At 71.0% G+C, this 16,438-nt stretch carries 14 protein-coding genes; 7 read left to right on the forward strand and 7 right to left on the reverse strand.

What is annotated here, in order from left to right:
* Positions 1–90 precede the first annotated feature (90 nt).
* Positions 91–1,017: a serine hydrolase gene (locus tag BUE45_RS04750; protein WP_245832806.1), complete on the forward strand. Its 927-nt coding sequence runs from the start codon at positions 91–93 to the stop codon at positions 1,015–1,017.
* Positions 1,018–1,026: 9 nt separating this feature from the next.
* Here BUE45_RS04750 and BUE45_RS04755 read toward each other — a convergent pair whose 3' ends face one another.
* Positions 1,027–1,767 (reverse strand): SDR family oxidoreductase, encoded by a 741-nt coding sequence (locus BUE45_RS04755; protein WP_245832808.1) that lies wholly within the window; start codon positions 1,765–1,767, stop codon positions 1,027–1,029.
* 299 nt (positions 1,768–2,066) lie between these two features.
* On the opposite strand from BUE45_RS04755, the gene BUE45_RS04760 reads away from it, so the two are divergent.
* Entirely contained in the window at positions 2,067–2,564 is a 498-nt protein-coding gene (locus BUE45_RS04760; RefSeq protein WP_073375588.1) for an ATP-binding protein, read from the forward strand.
* Between the two features lie 222 nt (positions 2,565–2,786).
* Entirely contained in the window at positions 2,787–3,668 is an 882-nt protein-coding gene (locus BUE45_RS04765) for a helix-turn-helix domain-containing protein (RefSeq protein WP_073375590.1), read from the forward strand.
* A 295-nt stretch (positions 3,669–3,963) separates the two neighbouring features.
* On the opposite strand, the gene BUE45_RS04770 is transcribed toward BUE45_RS04765, so the two are convergent.
* From BUE45_RS04770 to BUE45_RS04790, 5 genes are all read right to left on the reverse strand, one after another.
* A complete protein-coding gene (locus BUE45_RS04770; RefSeq protein ID WP_073375592.1) occupies positions 3,964–4,197 on the reverse strand; it encodes a DUF397 domain-containing protein in 234 nt (77 codons plus the stop codon).
* A gap of 274 nt (positions 4,198–4,471) precedes the next feature.
* Positions 4,472–5,515 carry a metal ABC transporter substrate-binding protein gene (locus BUE45_RS04775; protein WP_073376399.1) on the reverse strand — a complete coding sequence of 348 codons (1,044 nt, stop codon included), beginning with the start codon at positions 5,513–5,515 and terminating at the stop codon, positions 4,472–4,474.
* Positions 5,516–5,598: 83 nt separating this feature from the next.
* Complete coding sequence (locus BUE45_RS04780) at positions 5,599–6,270, reverse strand: potassium channel family protein (protein WP_073375594.1); 672 nt, start codon at positions 6,268–6,270, stop codon at positions 5,599–5,601.
* A gap of 29 nt (positions 6,271–6,299) precedes the next feature.
* The gene (locus tag BUE45_RS04785; RefSeq protein ID WP_084736988.1) at positions 6,300–7,658 is read right to left on the reverse strand and encodes a TrkH family potassium uptake protein; all 1,359 of its coding nucleotides are present in this window, start codon (positions 7,656–7,658) and stop codon (positions 6,300–6,302) included.
* Between the two features lie 243 nt (positions 7,659–7,901).
* Complete coding sequence (locus tag BUE45_RS04790) at positions 7,902–8,822, reverse strand: cation diffusion facilitator family transporter (protein WP_073375596.1); 921 nt, start codon at positions 8,820–8,822, stop codon at positions 7,902–7,904.
* Positions 8,823–8,917: 95 nt separating this feature from the next.
* On the opposite strand from BUE45_RS04790, the gene cmtR reads away from it, so the two are divergent.
* The 3 genes from cmtR (at position 8,918) to BUE45_RS32410 (ending at position 13,317) form a co-directional block, all read left to right on the forward strand.
* Positions 8,918–9,274 carry a Cd(II)/Pb(II)-sensing metalloregulatory transcriptional regulator CmtR gene (cmtR, locus tag BUE45_RS04795; protein WP_073375598.1) on the forward strand — a complete coding sequence of 119 codons (357 nt, stop codon included), beginning with the start codon at positions 8,918–8,920 and terminating at the stop codon, positions 9,272–9,274.
* A gap of 542 nt (positions 9,275–9,816) precedes the next feature.
* A complete protein-coding gene (locus tag BUE45_RS04800; RefSeq protein WP_073375600.1) occupies positions 9,817–13,020 on the forward strand; it encodes an efflux RND transporter permease subunit in 3,204 nt (1,067 codons plus the stop codon).
* Between the two features lie 135 nt (positions 13,021–13,155).
* Positions 13,156–13,317: a hypothetical protein gene (locus BUE45_RS32410; protein WP_178378457.1), complete on the forward strand. Its 162-nt coding sequence runs from the start codon at positions 13,156–13,158 to the stop codon at positions 13,315–13,317.
* Positions 13,318–13,324: 7 nt separating this feature from the next.
* On the opposite strand, the gene BUE45_RS04805 is transcribed toward BUE45_RS32410, so the two are convergent.
* On the reverse strand, positions 13,325–13,750 hold the full coding sequence (locus BUE45_RS04805) for an ATP-binding protein (protein ID WP_084736943.1): 426 nt from the start codon (positions 13,748–13,750) through the stop codon (positions 13,325–13,327).
* A gap of 1,704 nt (positions 13,751–15,454) precedes the next feature.
* On the opposite strand from BUE45_RS04805, the gene BUE45_RS04815 reads away from it, so the two are divergent.
* Positions 15,455–16,435 carry an ABC transporter permease gene (locus BUE45_RS04815; protein WP_073375605.1) on the forward strand — a complete coding sequence of 327 codons (981 nt, stop codon included), beginning with the start codon at positions 15,455–15,457 and terminating at the stop codon, positions 16,433–16,435.
* The last annotated feature ends 3 nt before the right edge of the window (positions 16,436–16,438 follow it).

Raw genomic sequence — 16,438 nt, forward strand, 5'->3', positions numbered from 1 at the left:
TGAACAACGTGTCCATGAACCGGTGATCGTGTGCCCCGGTGTCCCTCCGCCGGCCTCCCCCGTGCCCCGCGCGGCCTGCGCGCCCTCCTGGTGGCGGCCCTCGTCCTGCTGCTGGTCGTGTCCCCGCAGGCCTCCTCCGTCGCCCTGCCCGGGGCCGATCCCGCGCTGGTGCGCGCCATGCTGACCGAGAGCGCGCTGCCGCCGGTCCCCTTCGCCCCCGTGACCGCCCCCGCCGCCGGCGGGCCCGTCCTCACCGCGGGCCAGTACGACGGCCTGGCGGCCCGGGTGGAGGGGATCATCGGCGACAGCGGGGCCCGCGCGGGGATCGCGGTGCAGGACCTGCGCACCGGGGCGACGTTCAGCCACGGCGCCCAGGAGGGCTTCCCCACGGCCAGCGTGTCCAAGCTGATGATCCTCACCCTGCTGGTGCTGCGCGCGGGAGACGAGGGCCGGGACCTGACCGCGGCCGAGCGCGGCCTGGCCGAGGACATGATCCGCTACAGCGACAACGAGGTCACCAACGGGCTCTACGCGCGGATCGGCTACAACCCGGGCTTCTCCGAGGGGGCCGCCCGGCTCGGGCTCACCGGGACGGAGCCGCACCCGCACGGGGTGTGGGGCGCCGTCGTGACCACGCCCGCCGACCAGGTCCGGCTGCTGCGGGCCCTGTACACGGAGGAGGGGCCGCTCACCGCCGACCAGCGGGCGCTGGTCCGCGGCCTCATGGAGTCGGTCGCCCCCGAGCAGGCCTGGGGCGTGTCCGCCGCGGCCGGGCCCCGGGACACCGTGGGGCTGAAGAACGGGTGGACGCCCCGGGAGTCCGACGGCGGCCGCTGGGCGGTCAACAGCGTCGGCTACGTGGACGGCCCCCACCGCCAGTACCTGGTCGCGGTCATGTCCGAGGGCAACGCGGGCTACGACACGGGGGTCGCCCTGGTCGAGGAGCTGGTCGCGGAGGTCGCCGCCACCCTGGAGGACCCGCCGGTCGGCCACCCGGCGGGCCACCTGAGCCGCTAGCGCCCGGCCCTAGTCCAGGGGGCCGCCGGCCACGTACAGCACCTGGCCGGAGACGAACCCGGAGGCCTCGGCGGTGAAGAAGGCCACCGCGTTGGCGATGTCCTCGGGCAGGCCCACCCGGCGGACCGGGATCTCCGCCTCCTTGAACTTCTTCATGTCGTCGTAGGAGACGCCGATGCGCTCGGCGGTGGCGCGGGTCATCGCGGTCTCCACGAAGCCCGGAGCGACGGCGTTGACGGTGACCCCGAACCTGCCCAGCTCGATCGCCAGCGTCTTGGTGAACCCCTGGAGCCCCGCCTTGGCGGCGGAGTAGTTGGCCTGGCCCCGGTTGCCCAGCGCCGAGGAGCTGGACAGGTTGACGATCCGGCCCCAGTTCTGCGGGGTCATGTGCGCCTGGGCCGCCCGGCTCATGAGGAAGGAGCCGCGCAGGTGCACGTTCATGACGGTGTCCCAGTCCGAGGCGGACATCTTGAACAGCAGGTTGTCGCGCAGCACGCCGGCGTTGTTCACCAGGATCGAGGGAGCCCCCAGGCGCTCGGCGACGGTGTCGACCGCGGCGGCCACCCGGTCCTCGTCGGCGACGTCGCAGCCCACCGCCAGCGCGGTCCCCCCGGCCGCGGTGATCCGGTCCACGACCTGCTGCGCGTCGGACTCCTCCAGGTCCAGGACGGCGACCGCCCGGCCCTCGGCCGCCAGGCGCTCCGCCGTGGCGGCACCGATACCACGGGCCGCTCCGGTCACAATGGCCACTCGGGGCGTTGCGGACATGGGTTACCTCCAGAATTCTCGGGGTGGGCGCGGAGGAATCCTATCGACATTCCTACCGGTCGGTAAGTGCGCGGGGGTGTTATCCGGAAAGCCCCCCGGCCCGGACGCACGCGGCGCCACCTGGGCGGTCTCCCCGGGTGCGGACGAGCGCCGGATCCGGTCCCCCGGTTTTCCTGCACGCCGTCCCCGGGTGGCCTACGATGTCTGGCAAGACCAAGATGCACGTGCATTCGATCCGTGCAGCAGCACGCGCCCGACCGGTTCGGGGAGGAGTGGAAGGCATGGAGTGTGCGGAGACGGTCATGGAGCCCACCGGGGGCTGGTGGCTCAGGGTCCTCACCCACGGCTCCCGCCGCTGGAACACGCCCCTGTGCGGCGACCGGCACGACGCCGTCACGTGGACCTTCGCCCCCCGCGCCCACTCCGTGTCGGCCGCACGGGAGATTTCCGAAGCCCTGCTCAGGGAATGGGCGATGGACCACTTGTCCCCCGATGTCGCCGTCGTCGTTTCGGAATTGGTCACCAATGCCGTCCGCCACGGCGGGCCGCTGGTGTCGGCGGGGCCGGGCGGTGGGAGTATTCAACTCTCCCTCATGAGAAGCGGGGGCGAATTCATCTGCGCGGTTCGTGACGGAGGAGATCGCCTGCCGCGCAGAAGGAGGTCCGACCCGACCATGGAGGGCGGCCGGGGACTTGCCTTGGTGAGCGCCTTCGCGCGAGAGTGGGGTGTGATTCCCACTCCTCCCGGAGGAAAGTTCGTTTGGGCGCAATTCGTGTGAACCGGCGGAGCCGGGACGGCGTCCTCCGCACCGCCCCCTGCGGACACGGATCCGCGGAGTGGAGGGGACCGGAGGCGACCGGCCCCGGTACCGCGATCACATCGGCTATATCGTGTACTCGGGTGTCCCGCGCGTGCGGACGCCCGGTGCGGGAATGACAGGGAGGCGGCGAACGTGGATATCGCTCGATTGCGCAAGGGGAGTGGCCCCACCGTGCGTCGCATGCTGCTCGGCCACGAACTGCGCAGCCGACGCGAACAGCGTGGTATCAGCCGGGAGGACGCGGGTGCGCGGATTCGCGCTTCGGCATCCAAGATCAGCCGTATGGAACTCGGCAGGGTCGGTTTCAAGCTGCGCGATATCGAGGACCTCCTGAAGTTGTACGGCACCGACCGCCGCACGATCAAGGAAATGCTCGAAGTCGCGAAGGAATCCAACAAGCCCGGTTGGTGGAAGGAGTTCGGCGAGTCCCTCCACAAGTGGCTGACCCATTACATCGGGTTCGAGGAGGCCGCCGACCAGATCCGCATCTACGAGTCGCAGTTCATCCCGGGTCTGCTCCAGACGGAGGAGTACGCCCGCGAGATCATCTTCAGCGGCGTCGACGCCGCCGACACGGTCGCCGAGCAGCGGCTCGCGGCGCGGCTGAAGAGACAGAAGCGCGTCGAGACCGACGCCAAGATGCGCATGTGGGTCATCCTCGACGAGGCCGCGGTCCGCCGCCCCATCGGCGTGACCACCAAGGGCCTGGGCGTGATGCGCCGCCAGATCGAGCACCTGGTCCGGCTCAGCACGGAGAAGGACAACATCACCATCCAGATCATCCCCTTCTCGGTCGGCGCGCACGCCGCCGAGGCGGGCTCGTTCACCCTGCTGCGCTACTCCGACTACGAGCTCGCCGACATGGTGTACCTGGAGCAGCTCCACGACGGGGAGCTGAACGACCGCCCGGGCGTGGTCGAGGCCTACACCAAGGCGATGACCCGGCTGAGCGTCTCCGCCGCGACCCCCGACGAGAGCCTGGAGATGCTGCGGTCCATCCTCAAGGACTTCTCCGGCGGCCCGGACGGGGAACCCGACGAGGACGCGGCGGACCGGGACTGAGCCGGTCGGCCGACGACGACAGAAGGACCCCGTCCCCCGACGGGGTCCTTCGTCGTTCTCCGCGGTGCCGCCGGTGTCCGGGGCGTCCGTGCCGCCGGAGTCCCCGCCGGCCCGCGCCCGGTTCCGGGGGAGTGCGCCCCCGCCCCCTCCCCCGGAGGGCGTGCGCGGGACCCGCCGCGGGGGCGGCCGTCCCGCTGCCCGCGGTGCCCCGCCGGGCCGACGCGTGCGGGGGGTCCCACCCCTCGGGTGCGACCCCCCGACCGGGTTCCGCGGGGAAGCCGGCGCGATGGCCCGCTCAGCCCAGCAGGTTGTCGAAGTCCCCGTCCTTGGCGCCCAGGATGAGGCAGTCGATCTCCTCCTGGGTGTAGACCAGGGCGGGTCCGGACGGGAACCGGGAGTTGCGGACGGCGATGGAGCCGTCGGTCAGGCGCGCCATCTCGACGCAGGCGCCCTGGGAGTTGCTGCGCTGGGACTTCTGCCAGGCGGCCTCGGTCAGGTCGGTCGCGTTGATGCCGTTGTACGGGGTCATGCCGAAGTTCTCCTTTGGAGTCAAACGAGGGGAAGTGCCGTGCGTCTGCACTGCCAAATGCACGTGCAGTCGCATTGGCACGTTCCCCAGGATAGCGTGACGCTCGCCACTTGTCCGGGATTCGCGCCCATCAGTCGCACGTGCTAGGACGGGGTGCTTCCGCAGGAAGGGCATCTCGGGGCGAAACGCGCACCCGAAGCCGCGGCTCCGGCCCCCGCGCACGACGGAGCCCCGCCGGTCGCCTCTCGCGGCGTCCGGCGGGGCCCGGGGGGAGTCAGGAGCAGGACAGCGCGGTCCGCAGCGCCTCCAGGTTCCCGCGCATGATCGACGGGTAGTCGTCGCCCGGGGAGTCGTCGGTGACGCCCTCCAGCGGGTCGAGGACCTCCACCGAGGCGCCGGTCTCCGCGGCGATGGTCTGCGCGGTCGCCTCGGGCATGAGCGGCTCGGTGAAGATCGTGGTGACGCCGTGCTCGCGGACGAAGTCGGCGATGTCCGCGATCTGGGTGGGGGAGGGCTCGCTGTCGGGGTCCACGCCCGAGACGCCCACCTGCTCCAGGCCGTAGTGCTCGGTCAGGTAGGAGAAGGCGGTGTGGCCCACCACGACCTCGTTGCGCTCGCAGGAGGCCAGGCCCTCCTCGTACTCCCGGCCGATCGCCTCCAGGTCGGCGGAGACCGCCTCGGCGTTGGCGGTGTACTCGTCGGCGGCGTCCGGGTTCAGCTCGCCCAGCCGCTCGCCCAGGGCCTGGGCGGTCGTGGCCATGAGGTCGACGTCGAGCCAGAAGTGGGGGTCGAAGTCGCCGTGGTCGTGGCCGTCGCCCTGCGCCTCCTCCTCGGCGTGCCCGTCCTCGTCCTCGTGGCCGTGCCCGTCCTCGTCGTGCCCGTGCTCGTCCTCGTGTCCGTGGCCGTCGTCGTCCCCGTGGTCGTGGCCGCCCTCCCCGACGGGGTGCAGCTCCACGACGTCGGCCACGTCCAGCGCCCGGTCGGAGGCCTCCTGCTCGACGGCCTCGTCCACGGCGGGCTGGAGGCCGGACACGTAGAACGCGAGGTCGGCCTCGGTGAGCTCGCCGATCTGGCGGCCCGTCAGCTCCAGGTCGTGGGGCTCCATGCCCGGCTCGGTCAGCTGGAGCACGGCCACTCCCTCGCCGCCGACCTCCTGGGCCAGCCACTCCAGGGGGTAGACGCCGGTGACCACGGTGAGGTCGGCGTCGGCGGGGGCGGGACCCTCCCCGCCGGCCGTGGAACCCTCGCCGCCGCCGCAGGCGGTGGCCGTCATCAGTGCCACCGCGGTCAGCGCGGCGGTTCGCAGGATCGTACGCATGGGGACCATGATCGGGAAAATGAAAACGGTTGTCAATTTGACCGCTGATCTCCCCGAATGCGGTGATCCGCGCTCCGCGGTCCTCAGATGACCTCGGAGAACCGCTCCACGTCGTCCGTCCGGCCCGCCACCACGATCACGTCGCCCTTCTGCAGCACGGTCTCCTCGGTGGCGTAGGTGAAGGGCGAGTTGATCCGCTTCACCGACACCACCGTGATCCCGTACTTCTGGCGGACCTTCGTCTCGCGCAGGGGCTTGCCGATCAGCTCCTTGGGCGCCTTGGTCTTGCCCAGGGAGAAGCCCTCCTCCAGCTCCACGTAGTCGAGCATCCGGCCGGACAGCAGGTGGGCCACCCGCTCGCCCATGTCGTGCTCGGGCTGGACCACGTGGTGGGCCCCGACCTGCTCCAGGATCCTCCCGTGCCGGCGGCTGGTCGCCTTCGCCCAGATCGTCGACACCCCCATGTCGACCAGGAGGGACGTGGTGAGGATGCTCTCCTCCAGGTGCGTGCCGATCGCCACCACCGCCCGGGTGAACTCGGGGGCGCCGATCTGGCGCAGCGCCTCCTCGTCGGTGCTGTCCGCGATCACCGTGTGGGTCAGGGCGTCGGCGAAGGTCTGCACCAGGCGCGCGTTGGAGTCCACTCCCAGCACCTCCCACCCCCGGTCCACCAGCTCCAGCGCCAGCGAGCTGCCGAACCTTCCCAGCCCGATGACCAGGACGCGCTTGTCGTCGGGACGCCTGTGCTGCGGCACGGGGAGACCTCTTTTCGTTGCTGCGGCGGTCAGCCGATGATCGGCCGGGACTCGGCCAGGGAGTAGCGGCGGCGGCGGTCCCGGAAGGCCAGCGCGGTCACGAAGGTGATGGGCCCGATCCGCCCGGCCACCATGAGGAGGGTGAGCATGCACTGGCCCCAGCCGGGCAGGTCCGCGGTGATACCCGTCGACATGCCCACCACGCCGAAGGCCGACACCACCTCGAACAGCACCGGGAGCAGGTGGAACCGCGTGCCCTCCAACAGGATGATCGTGCACACGGCGATCACCGTCGCGGACAGGAAGATGAGGCTCAGCGCCTGCCTGATCACCTCGTTGGGCAGCTGGCGGTCGAACACGTGGACCGTGCTGTGGCCGCGCACCTCGGCGAGGATCACCAGGACGATCACCGCCAGGGTGGCGACCTTGATGCCCCCCGCGGTGCCGCCGCTCCCCCCGCCCACGAACATCAGCATGATCGTCAGCAGCAGGGTCGAGTCCCGCATCTCCCCGGTCGCCAGGGAGTTGAAGCCGCCGCTGCGGGGGACCACCCCGTGGAAGAAGCCGTCGGTGAACCGCGCGTACCACGGCATCGCGCCCAGGGTGGCCGGGTTGCTCCACTCCATGGCCGTGACCAGCACGATGCCCGCCGCGTACAGCACCACGGTGGTCGTCAGGGTGAGCTTGGTGTGCAGCGACCACCGCCGGGGCGTGCGCAGGCGCCGGCGGATCTCGACCAGCACGGGGAACCCGAACGCCCCCAGGATGATCGCGACGGCGCAGGGGACCAGGATGAACGGGTCCCCCGAGAAGCGCATGAAGCTGTCGGAGTACAGGGCCAGGCCCGCGTTGGTGAACGCCGACACCGAGTGGAACAGGCCCGAGTAGGCGGCCTCGCCCAGCGACATGTCGTAGCCGAGCCACAGGCGCGGGGTGATGCACAGGAACACCAGCCCCTCGACGATCAGGCAGATCTTCGCGACCCGGCTGACCACGCCGCTCACGTCCCCGGCCGCGACGGTGGGCAGCTCGGCGCGCACCGCCAGCTGCATCCGCAGGCCGAACTTGTGGATGACCGCGACGCCGAGCAGGGACGCCAGGGTCATGATGCCGATGCCCCCGACCTGCATGAGGAACAGGACGATCAGCTGCCCGACGATGTTCAGCTCCTCGCCCAGGGTGAGGACCGTCAGGCCACAGACCGAGAGGGCCGAGGTGGCGGTGAACAGGGCGTCGACGAAGCCCAGGCCGTGCAGGTCGTTGGTGGTCACCGGGGTCATGAGCAGGCCGGTGCCGATCAGGTCCACCGTGACGAACACCAGAAGGAACAGCTGGGCGGGTTTTCCCCACGGGTGCGGGTTGGGCTCCTGCCGGGCCTTGGCCCGCATCGTCCGCACCGCCCCGGACAGGGCCGCGAAGGGGCCCCGGCGCCGCTCCGGCGGGCGGTCCCGCGGCCCCCGGCCGTCCGGTCGGGTCACCGGACCGCCGCCCGTGCGGTGAAGGCGGACGACCCTGCGGCGGGTTCACTCGACACGGCTGCGGCTCCTCGTTCTTCCGATCGCGAACGATTCTGCCAAACCTCTGCGCAACGGGCACGGCGACCGTCCGATACCGGCCGGGGCGCGCCCTGCTCAGACGTGCCGCGCGCCCTCGTGGTCGGTGTGCCCGGGGGGCTCCAGCTGGAGGGTGGAGTGCTCGACGTCGAAGTGCCCGGCCAGGCAGGCGTGCAACTCGTCCAGGGTGCGCCCGGAGTCGAGCAGCCGCTCCGGCGGGACGACCACGTGCGCCGACATCACCGGCACCCCCGAGGTGATGGTCCAGATGTGCAGGTCGTGGACGTCCACCACGGCCGGGTGGTCGAGCAGGTGGCGGCGCACCTCGTCCAGGTCCATGCCGCGGGGCGCGGACTCCAGCAGGATGTGCACGGCCTCCCGCAGCAGGGACCAGGCGCGGGGCACGATGATCGCGGCGATGACGAGGGAGACGACGGTGTCGGCCTGGGTCCAGCCGGTGAGCCAGACGACGAGGCCTCCGATGATGACGCCCACCGAGGCCAGGGCGTCGCTGACGACCTCCAGGTAGGCGCCCTTGACGTTGAGGCTCTCCCGGGCGCCCGAGCGCAGGACCAGGGCTCCCACGATGTTGGCGACCAGGCCCACGGCGGCGACGGCGACCATGCCCGGACCGGACACCTCGGCGGGGGAGCGGAGCCGGTCCACGGCCTCCACCACGATGAACCCGCACAGGGCGAACAGCACCAGGGCGTTGGCGGCGGCGGCCAGGATCTCGGCCCGCTGGTGCCCGAAGGTGCTGCGGCCCCGGGCCGGGCGGGCGGCGATCCACACGGCGACCAGGGCCAGGGCCACCCCGAAGGAGTCCGTGACGGTGTGCCCCGCGTCGGCGAGCAGGGCGAGGCTGCCGCTGAACGCCGCGCCCGCGACCTGGACCACCGCAACGCAGAGCATGAGCGCGAGCACGAGTGCGAGCCGGCCCCGGTGGGCGGCCCCCGCCGTGTGCCCGTGTCCGTGCCCGTGCCCGTGTCCGGCGCCCATGGGTCCCCTCCTCCTGTGCGTGCGCACGTCTGTCCGGTCACCACCGTTTATACAGCCTGGGCTGTCTATACAGCAAACCATGTATAATGATTTTCATGTTGACCTCCGAGCAGCGCCTCTCCGCCGTCCAGCGGCTCGGCCGCGCCCTGTCCGACCCGACCCGCTGCCGGCTCCTGCTGGCGCTCCTCGAAGGCCCCGGCTACCCCGCCGAACTGGCCGAACGCCTCGGCCTGACCCGGCAGAACGTCTCGAACCACCTGTCCTGCCTGCGGGACTGCGGACTGGTGCGCACCCACGCCCACGGGCGCCGGGTCGCCTACGAACTCGTCGACGCCTCGCTCGCCCACGCCCTGGAGGACCTGCTCCGCGTCGTCTGGGGCACCGGGCGCCCGCACGAGGCCCCCGCCGGAGGATCCGGGGAGGCCGACGGGCCCGGGCTCCGGGCCGGCTGATCCCCTCCCTGCCCCCCGGCCCCACCCCGCACTCCTCTTTCCCTTCCCGTGCTCCTGTGGCCGCCGTTGCGGATGTCCGGAACCTGGCACTGTGATGCCCGTTACAGGCGCGAAGGGGTCGCTGAACGTAGCGAACACCCATGTCCGGGCGGTGGATCTCCGACTTCTGTCGCGTGTCCCTAACTTTGGTCAGGGCCGGACCCTGACAGAAGACTGACGCGCCCCTGAAAGGCCCCCGAACAAGGTCCGAGGACGAGAAGTCCAGATATAACGCGACGTATTGTGGGGATGCGCCCGGCGGATGCGGTGCCCGGCGGAACACCCCGCGGGACGGGACGGTCCCGCGACCGGATTCCGTCCGGACGGGCACGGCATCCCCACCCCACGTCTTGAGGACCGGACCGCCGCCCCGCGGCGACGACCGGTGCGCACGGCACCGACCGGTCCGACGTCCGCAGCGAGTAGGAGCGAGAACCTCTCATGTCCAGATCGGCTTTCAGGACCCCGCCCGCGGGCTCCGCCCGCCCGGAAGGGGTGACCGGATGAACCGTCTAGCGGTCATGTCCCTCAAGAACCGGGCGCTGGTACTGCTCATCACCCTGGCCGTGCTCTTCTTCGGGGTGCTCGCCGCGGGGGCCGCCAAGCGGGAGCTCTTCCCGCAGATGTCCCTGCCGATGGTGATGGTCTCCGGCACCTACCAGGGAGCCTCCCCGCAGGTCGTGGAGAACCAGGTCACCGTGCCGCTGGAGCAGGCCGTGCAGGGCGTCGCGGGGGCCACCTCGGTCACCTCGACCTCCAGCGGCGGGTCGGCCCAGGTCACGGTCGAGTTCGACTACGGCTCCGACCAGGACGACCTGGTCCGCCAGACCCAGATCGCGGTCGACCAGGTCGCGGGCATGCTGCCCGACGGCGTGGAGACCAGTGTCACCTCCTTCAGCCTCGACATGATGCCCGTCGTCATGCTCGCCGCGGGCGCCGGGGACGGCGACGACCAGGCCATGATCGAGCCGCTGGAGACCCACCTCATCCCCGAGCTGGAGTCCGTCGAGGGCGTCCGGTCGGCGATGGTCACCGGCGCGATCTCCTCCGACCTGGTCATCACCCCGGACGAGGACGAGCTGGCCGACGCGGGCGTCACCGCCCAGGACATCACCGAGGCCCTCCAGGGCAGCGGGCAGCTCATGCCCGGCGGGGACATCGACTCCGACGGCCGCACCCTCAACGTCACCACCGGCTCCCAGTTCACCTCGGTCGAGCAGGTCGAGGACATCTGGATCCGACCGGCCGCCCCGGAGGCCGGCGCCACCTCGGCGATGCCCGGCGCGCCCCCGGCCGCCCAGCCCGAGCCGGTCCGCCTCTCCGAGGTCGCCGACGTCGAGCTGGTCCGCGACGACGCCACCACCCTGGCCCGCGTCAACGGCGACCCGAGCGTCGGCGTCATGATCATGAAGACCCCCGACGGCAACACCGTCGAGGTCTCCGAGGGCGTCGAGCGCGTCCTCGACGAGCAGGCCGACGTCCTCGGCGACGACATCGACATCACCGTGGTCTTCGACCAGGCGCCCTACATCAACGAGTCCATCCTCGCGATGCTCGAAGAGGGCGGCATGGGCCTGATCGCCGCTGTGGTGGTCATCCTGGTCTTCCTGCTGTCGATCCGCTCCACCCTGGTCACCGCGGTGTCCATCCCGGTGTCGGTGCTGATCGCCTTCCTGGGCATGCAGGTGTTCGGGTTCTCCCTGAACATGCTCACCCTCGCGGCCATCACGATCTCCATCGGCCGCGTCGTCGACGACTCCATCGTGGTCCTGGAGAACATCCGCAGGCACCTGGACTACGGCAAGGAGAAGCTGGAGGCGGTCAAGACCGGTGTCCGCGAGGTCGCGGGCGCGGTGGTCTCCTCCACCCTCGCCACCGTGGCGGTCTTCCTGCCGCTGGCCTTCGTCGGCGGCATGGTCGGCGAGCTGTTCATGCCGTTCGCGGTCACCGCCAGCCTGGCGCTGCTGGCCTCGCTGATCGTGTCGATCACGATCATCCCGGTGCTCTGCTACTGGTTCCTCAAGCCGCGCGACATCGGTGACGCCACCCAGGAGGAGGTCGAGCGCGAGGAGACCGAGCGCGAGCTCCGCAGCCCCCTGCAGCGCGCCTACCTGCCGGTCATCCGCTGGATCACCACCAAGCGCAGGCAGGCCACGATCGTCACCCTGGCCGCCTCCGCGGTCATCTTCGGCGGCACGGTCTACATGGCCGGGCAGCTGGAGACCGACTGGATGGGCCAGTCGGAGGAGAACACCTACGCCCTCGTCCAGGAGCTGCCCCCGGGCACCTCGCTGGAGGAGGCCGACGCCGAGGCCGTCAAGGTCGAGGAGATGCTCGCCGGGTTCGCGTGGGTGGAGTCCTACCAGACCAACGTCGGCGGCAGCGCCATGGCCGGCCCGTTCGGCGGCGGCGGCGCCTCCCAGATCGACTACACGATCACCGCGGACGCCGACACCGACCAGGAGCGCAACCGCGGCGTGCTGCGCGACTCCCTGGCCGACCTGGAGACCGAGTACGAGCCGACCATGAGCGCCATGGGCGCGATGGGCGCGGGCTCGGGCATCGAGGTCCGGGTCACCGCCGACGACCAGGAGGTCCTGGCCGAGGCCGCCGGCCTGGTGGAGGAGGAGCTGAAGGGGATCGACGGCGCCGCCGACGTCACCAACGGCATCTCCGCCTCCCAGCCCGCGATGGAGGTCCGCGTCGACGCGGAGAAGGCCGCCGAGCTGGGCCTGACCGAGGCCGCCGTCGGCGGCCAGGTGAGCGCCGCCTTCAACGGGCAGACCGCCGGGACCGTCACCGTCGACGACAGCCGCCGCGACATCGTGGTCCGCGCCGTCGAGGCGCCCACCGGGGTCGGGGACCTGGAGGAACTGGTCGTCATGTCGCCGGTCTCCGGACCGGTGGAGCTGTCCGAGGTCGCCGACGTGGTGGAGGTGGAACAGCCGCCGCAGCTCACCCGCATCGACGGCATCACCAGTACCACCGTCGAGGCCAGTGTCACCGCCTCCGACCTCGGCGCCGTCAGCACCGAGATCACCGCGGCGCTCGACACGCTGGACCTGCCCCAGGGCGCCACCGCCACGCTGGGCGGCGTCAGCCAGGAGCAGAGCGAGGGCTTCATGCAGATGGCGCTGGCCATGCTGGCCGCCGTGGTCATCTGCTACCTCATCATGGTGGCGACCTTCAAGAGCCTGCTCCAGCCGTTCATGCTGCTGATCTCGATCCCGTTCGCGATCACCGGCTCGCTGGCGCTGCTGCTGATCACCGGCACGGCGCTGGGCATCGCGGGCCTGGTCGGCATGCTGATGCTCATCGGCGTGGTCATCACCAACGCCATCGTCCTGATGGACCTGATCAACCAGAACCAGAACCGGGGGATGCCGCTCACGGAGGCGATCGTGGAGGGTGCCCGGCACCGTCTGCGCCCGATCCTCATGACGGCCCTGGCCACCATCGCGGCGCTGACCCCGATGGCCCTGGGGATCACCGGCGGCGGCGCGTTCATCTCCGCTCCGCTGGCGATGGTGGTGATCGGCGGCCTGGTGACCTCCACCCTGCTGACGCTGGTCCTGGTCCCGGTCCTCTACCAGCTGGTGGAGTGGGGCAAGCAGCGCCGGGCGGCCCGCCGGGCCTCCCGCGAGGAGCTGCGCCGGTCCAAGCGCGCCGCGGTCGACGCGGAGCGCGCCAAGGAGACCGTCGGCTAGCGCCGAACCTTCCGAGGCAGAGGGCGTCCCGTGCTGCGGCACGGGGCGCCCCGCGCCTTTCCCGGGGCGCAAGTGGCATCCTGTGACCGGAGCGTTGATTTGTGTCATCGCCGCAGAAACGGCAGGCTGCGACACATGACGGAAACGCAGAAGAAGTCACTCGACGATCTCGTTCGCGAGGAACTGGGCGCCGAACCCTCCCAGGAGGCGAAGGACTACGCGCGCCTGCTGTACGAGCGCTACCGGCTGCCGGAGGCGCCCGGGACCGCGGGGGAGGACGCCGCGGCGGGGGAGTGACCCGGGGTCACGCCTCCTCTTCGGCCTCGTCCCACACCAGCTCGAACCACACCTGGCGGCCCATACCGTCGCCGCGGGGCTCGCTGCCCCACTTGCTGGAGAGCGCCTCGACCAGGTCCAGGCCACGGCCGTGCTCGGCCGTGTCGTAGGGGTCCCGGTGCTGGGGCCGGGGCGTCTCGTTCATGTTGCCCAGGTCGCGGACCTCCACCCGGGCCCAGCCCGGAGCGCGGTGGACGCACACCTCGAACTTGCCGGTGGAGTCCCCCGAGCCGCTGTGCGTGATGGCGTTGGTCGCCAGCTCGCTGGTCAGCAGCGTGGCGGTGGTGGGGTCGGGGCAGTCGGCCAGCTGCCTGGCGACGAACCTGCGCGCGTAGGCGATCTGGCTCGGCATGCCGGGAAAGCGGCGACGGGTGGATCTGCGCTGTTCTTCCATGGTGGGCCGGTGCGCGGAGGAAGGGTCGGGTGCCCCGGGCCGCCCCGGCGGGCGCGCACCGCTCGCACCGGGGTGGACGAGGGGGTCATGGGGTGCTGCTGCGGTCACGGGCGGTTCACTCCCCGGTGTGTTCTCGGCGGACAGGGCGCGGTGGCGCCTGTCCCTCGGTGTCGCGTCCATGCCCCGAGGGGTCACGGCGCTGGGTGGACACACTGGTCGAGGCCCCCGGGTGCAGGGAGGGGCGCGGCGCCGCGCGGCGGGGCGCACGGCCGGAGGGCGGCGACGGTCGGAATACGGGGGCCGGGCCGGGGCGGTCGGCCCCGTCCGGTAGCGGATGTGCCCCACGACACTGAAGGGCGTATTCGCGCATAGCATACGCTCCGTGCTCTCCCGGGGACCCGGCCGACCTGGCCGGGTCAGAACAACCCCTCTTGACCTGGATAAAGAGGGTGTTCGGCCAGGGTATGCCACCGGTCAAGGGCGGGAATCCGTGACTGGTGGGACGCAGGGGAATGAGTAACGATGCGATAACGCCCTGGGGTTCTTCGTCCTCCGCGGGGTCTTGCGCACCCCGTCGGCGACCCGTCAAGGTAAGGGGCATGGCCTCCCGCTCCCCGCTGCCGCCCGGCCTCGGCTTCCGACCCGACCCCGCCGTCCGTATCGCCGACGAAGGGCACGTTCTCGTCGGCGGCGACCTCTCCCCGGCCGGTGCGGCGGCCCCGACCGCGCTGTCGGTCGGCCGCCCGGGGTCGGCCCTGGCCGGCGGCGGTGCTGATCGCCGCGGGCGCGCCCCCGGGCCGTGCGATCCCGGCGGTCGCGGCCGGATCCGCGCGCCGGGCCCCGGCCGTGTCGCGGGCGGCGCGGGGAGCCCGGTGGCCCCCGGCCGCGCTGGTGGCGCCGCACCCGGCGGCCCGGCCCACCTCACGTGGAACGGCCCCCGTCGACCCGCCGGCCCGGACCGTGCCGGGCATCGCGGGCGACGCCTCCCGCGGCCCGGGCGCCTGGCGGGGGATGGCACGGTGGCGCAGCACGGTCCCGCTGCTCCCCCGGCCGGCCCTCTCCGGTCGTGTCGCCGCGGTGATCGGCGGCGCCGAGGGGGCCTCACGCGTCCTCGTGAGGCCGGGTTGAGCGGACTCACGCTGGGTGATATCCACTCCGGAGGCCTTCGGGGCTTTCCGCGGGCGGGCGTTCGCCGGACACGCTGTCGCGGACCCGGCGGACTTCGGAGGACGGTTTCCGGCGGACGAAGGCTTGTCGTCTCTTGGTGGGAGGGTTGCCGGTTTTGTCGGGTTTGGTGTAAACACTGATGACGTAGTGTGTGGGGCGGTACGGGCATCCGTGCAGCTCAACGGGCTTTTATTGCTATATGTGATGCACTCGTTGCTTTATGTGTAAAGCTTGACAAATCGCCATCTGTTGGTAGGGAAAAGCGGCTCCGTTGTCTTTTCTTGATGCACTGGTTACCGTCGAGTGTCCAGCGATGCCCCAGACTCTTGACATTCCGGTCACGGATCGTGAATCGGACGCAATAGTGTTTCGGCAGTCACCGGGAGTGACCCCCACCGGTGGTAGCGGGACCACGGACGCTCGACCGGCCGCCCGCCGCACCGGCTCCGAACCGCTCACCACCAGTGCCCTCGGCGAAAGACCGCCCCTGTCAGCAGACCACCGCGCCGGGCTCGGCAGTGAGGTTCGGAGAGAGTTTTGGGTAAGTTCCTGGTCAGGCGACTGTTGAACTACGTCGTCCTGATCTTCCTCGCGACGAGTTTCGCGTACCTGCTCGCCGCCACCAACCTGTACCCGCGCGGCTACTTCGAGCAGATGCAGCCCCCGCCGACCCCCGAGGCGATCAACACACAGCTCGACACCCTGAACCTGAACGACCAGACGCCGCTGGCGCAGCGGTACGTCACCTGGCTCGGCGGCGTGGTCCAGGGCGACTTCGGACAGACCATCCAGGGACGCGAGGTCACCCCGCAGATCTGGCTCAAGGCCGGGGTCACCCTGCGGCTCATCACCGTCGCCACCATCCTGGGCAGCGCCCTGGGCATCGCCATCGGCGCCTACGCGGCGGTGCGCCAGTACCGGATGTTCGACAAGGCCGCCACCGTGGCCTCGTTCGTCGTGCTCGCCATCCCCACCGTGGTCATCGCGCTCAGCGTCCAGGTGGGCGCCACCGCGATCAACGGGGTGGCCGGCTTCCAGCTCTTCCTGTTCTCCGGGGAGTATTCGGCGGGTTTCCGGGGGGAGTGGTGGGAGCTCCTGCTCAACCGGGTCCACCATGCCATCCTGCCGACGTTCGTGCTCGCCGTCGCGCTCTTCGCGGCCTTCGCCCGCTACCAGCGCAACATGATGCTGGACGTGCTCGGGTCCGACTTCGTGCGCACGGCCATGGCCAAGGGCCTCACCCGCCGCAAGGCGCTGTTCAAGCACGCCCTGCGCACCGCCCTGATCCCCACGATCACGTACTTCACCTTCACCTTCGGAGTGATGGTCTCCGGCGCGACCTTCACCGAGAAGATCTACGGCTGGCACGGCATGGGCGCCTGGCTCATCGACGCGATCTTCCAGCAGGACGTCCACGTCGTGGCCGCTGCCTCCTGCTTCATGGCCGTGACCATCATGGTGGCGTCCTTCCTCTCGGACATCCTCTACGCCTGGCTCGACCCGAGGGTGCGGGTGTGACCG

The organism is Nocardiopsis flavescens, from assembly GCF_900141985.1.
GTDB lineage: Bacteria > Actinomycetota > Actinomycetes > Streptosporangiales > Streptosporangiaceae > Nocardiopsis > Nocardiopsis flavescens.

What these genes read in the sequence shown, in the direction of transcription:
- BUE45_RS04760 (WP_073375588.1), top strand. Translation starts at nt 2,067, where the DNA reads ATGGAGTGTGCGGAGACGGTCATGGAGCCCACCGGGGGCTGGTGGCTC.
- BUE45_RS04765 (WP_073375590.1), top strand. Translation starts at nt 2,787, where the DNA reads ATGCTGCTCGGCCACGAACTGCGCAGCCGACGCGAACAGCGTGGTATC.
- BUE45_RS04770 (WP_073375592.1), bottom strand. Translation starts at nt 4,197, where the DNA reads ATGACCCCGTACAACGGCATCAACGCGACCGACCTGACCGAGGCCGCC.
- BUE45_RS04775 (WP_073376399.1), bottom strand. Translation starts at nt 5,515, where the DNA reads ATGCGTACGATCCTGCGAACCGCCGCGCTGACCGCGGTGGCACTGATG.
- BUE45_RS04785 (WP_084736988.1), bottom strand. Translation starts at nt 7,658, where the DNA reads ATGCGGGCCAAGGCCCGGCAGGAGCCCAACCCGCACCCGTGGGGAAAA.
- BUE45_RS04790 (WP_073375596.1), bottom strand. Translation starts at nt 8,822, where the DNA reads ATGGGCGCCGGACACGGGCACGGGCACGGACACGGGCACACGGCGGGG.
- cmtR (WP_073375598.1), top strand. Translation starts at nt 8,918, where the DNA reads ATGTTGACCTCCGAGCAGCGCCTCTCCGCCGTCCAGCGGCTCGGCCGC.
- BUE45_RS04800 (WP_073375600.1), top strand. Translation starts at nt 9,817, where the DNA reads ATGAACCGTCTAGCGGTCATGTCCCTCAAGAACCGGGCGCTGGTACTG.
- BUE45_RS32410 (WP_178378457.1), top strand. Translation starts at nt 13,156, where the DNA reads ATGACGGAAACGCAGAAGAAGTCACTCGACGATCTCGTTCGCGAGGAA.
- BUE45_RS04805 (WP_084736943.1), bottom strand. Translation starts at nt 13,750, where the DNA reads ATGGAAGAACAGCGCAGATCCACCCGTCGCCGCTTTCCCGGCATGCCG.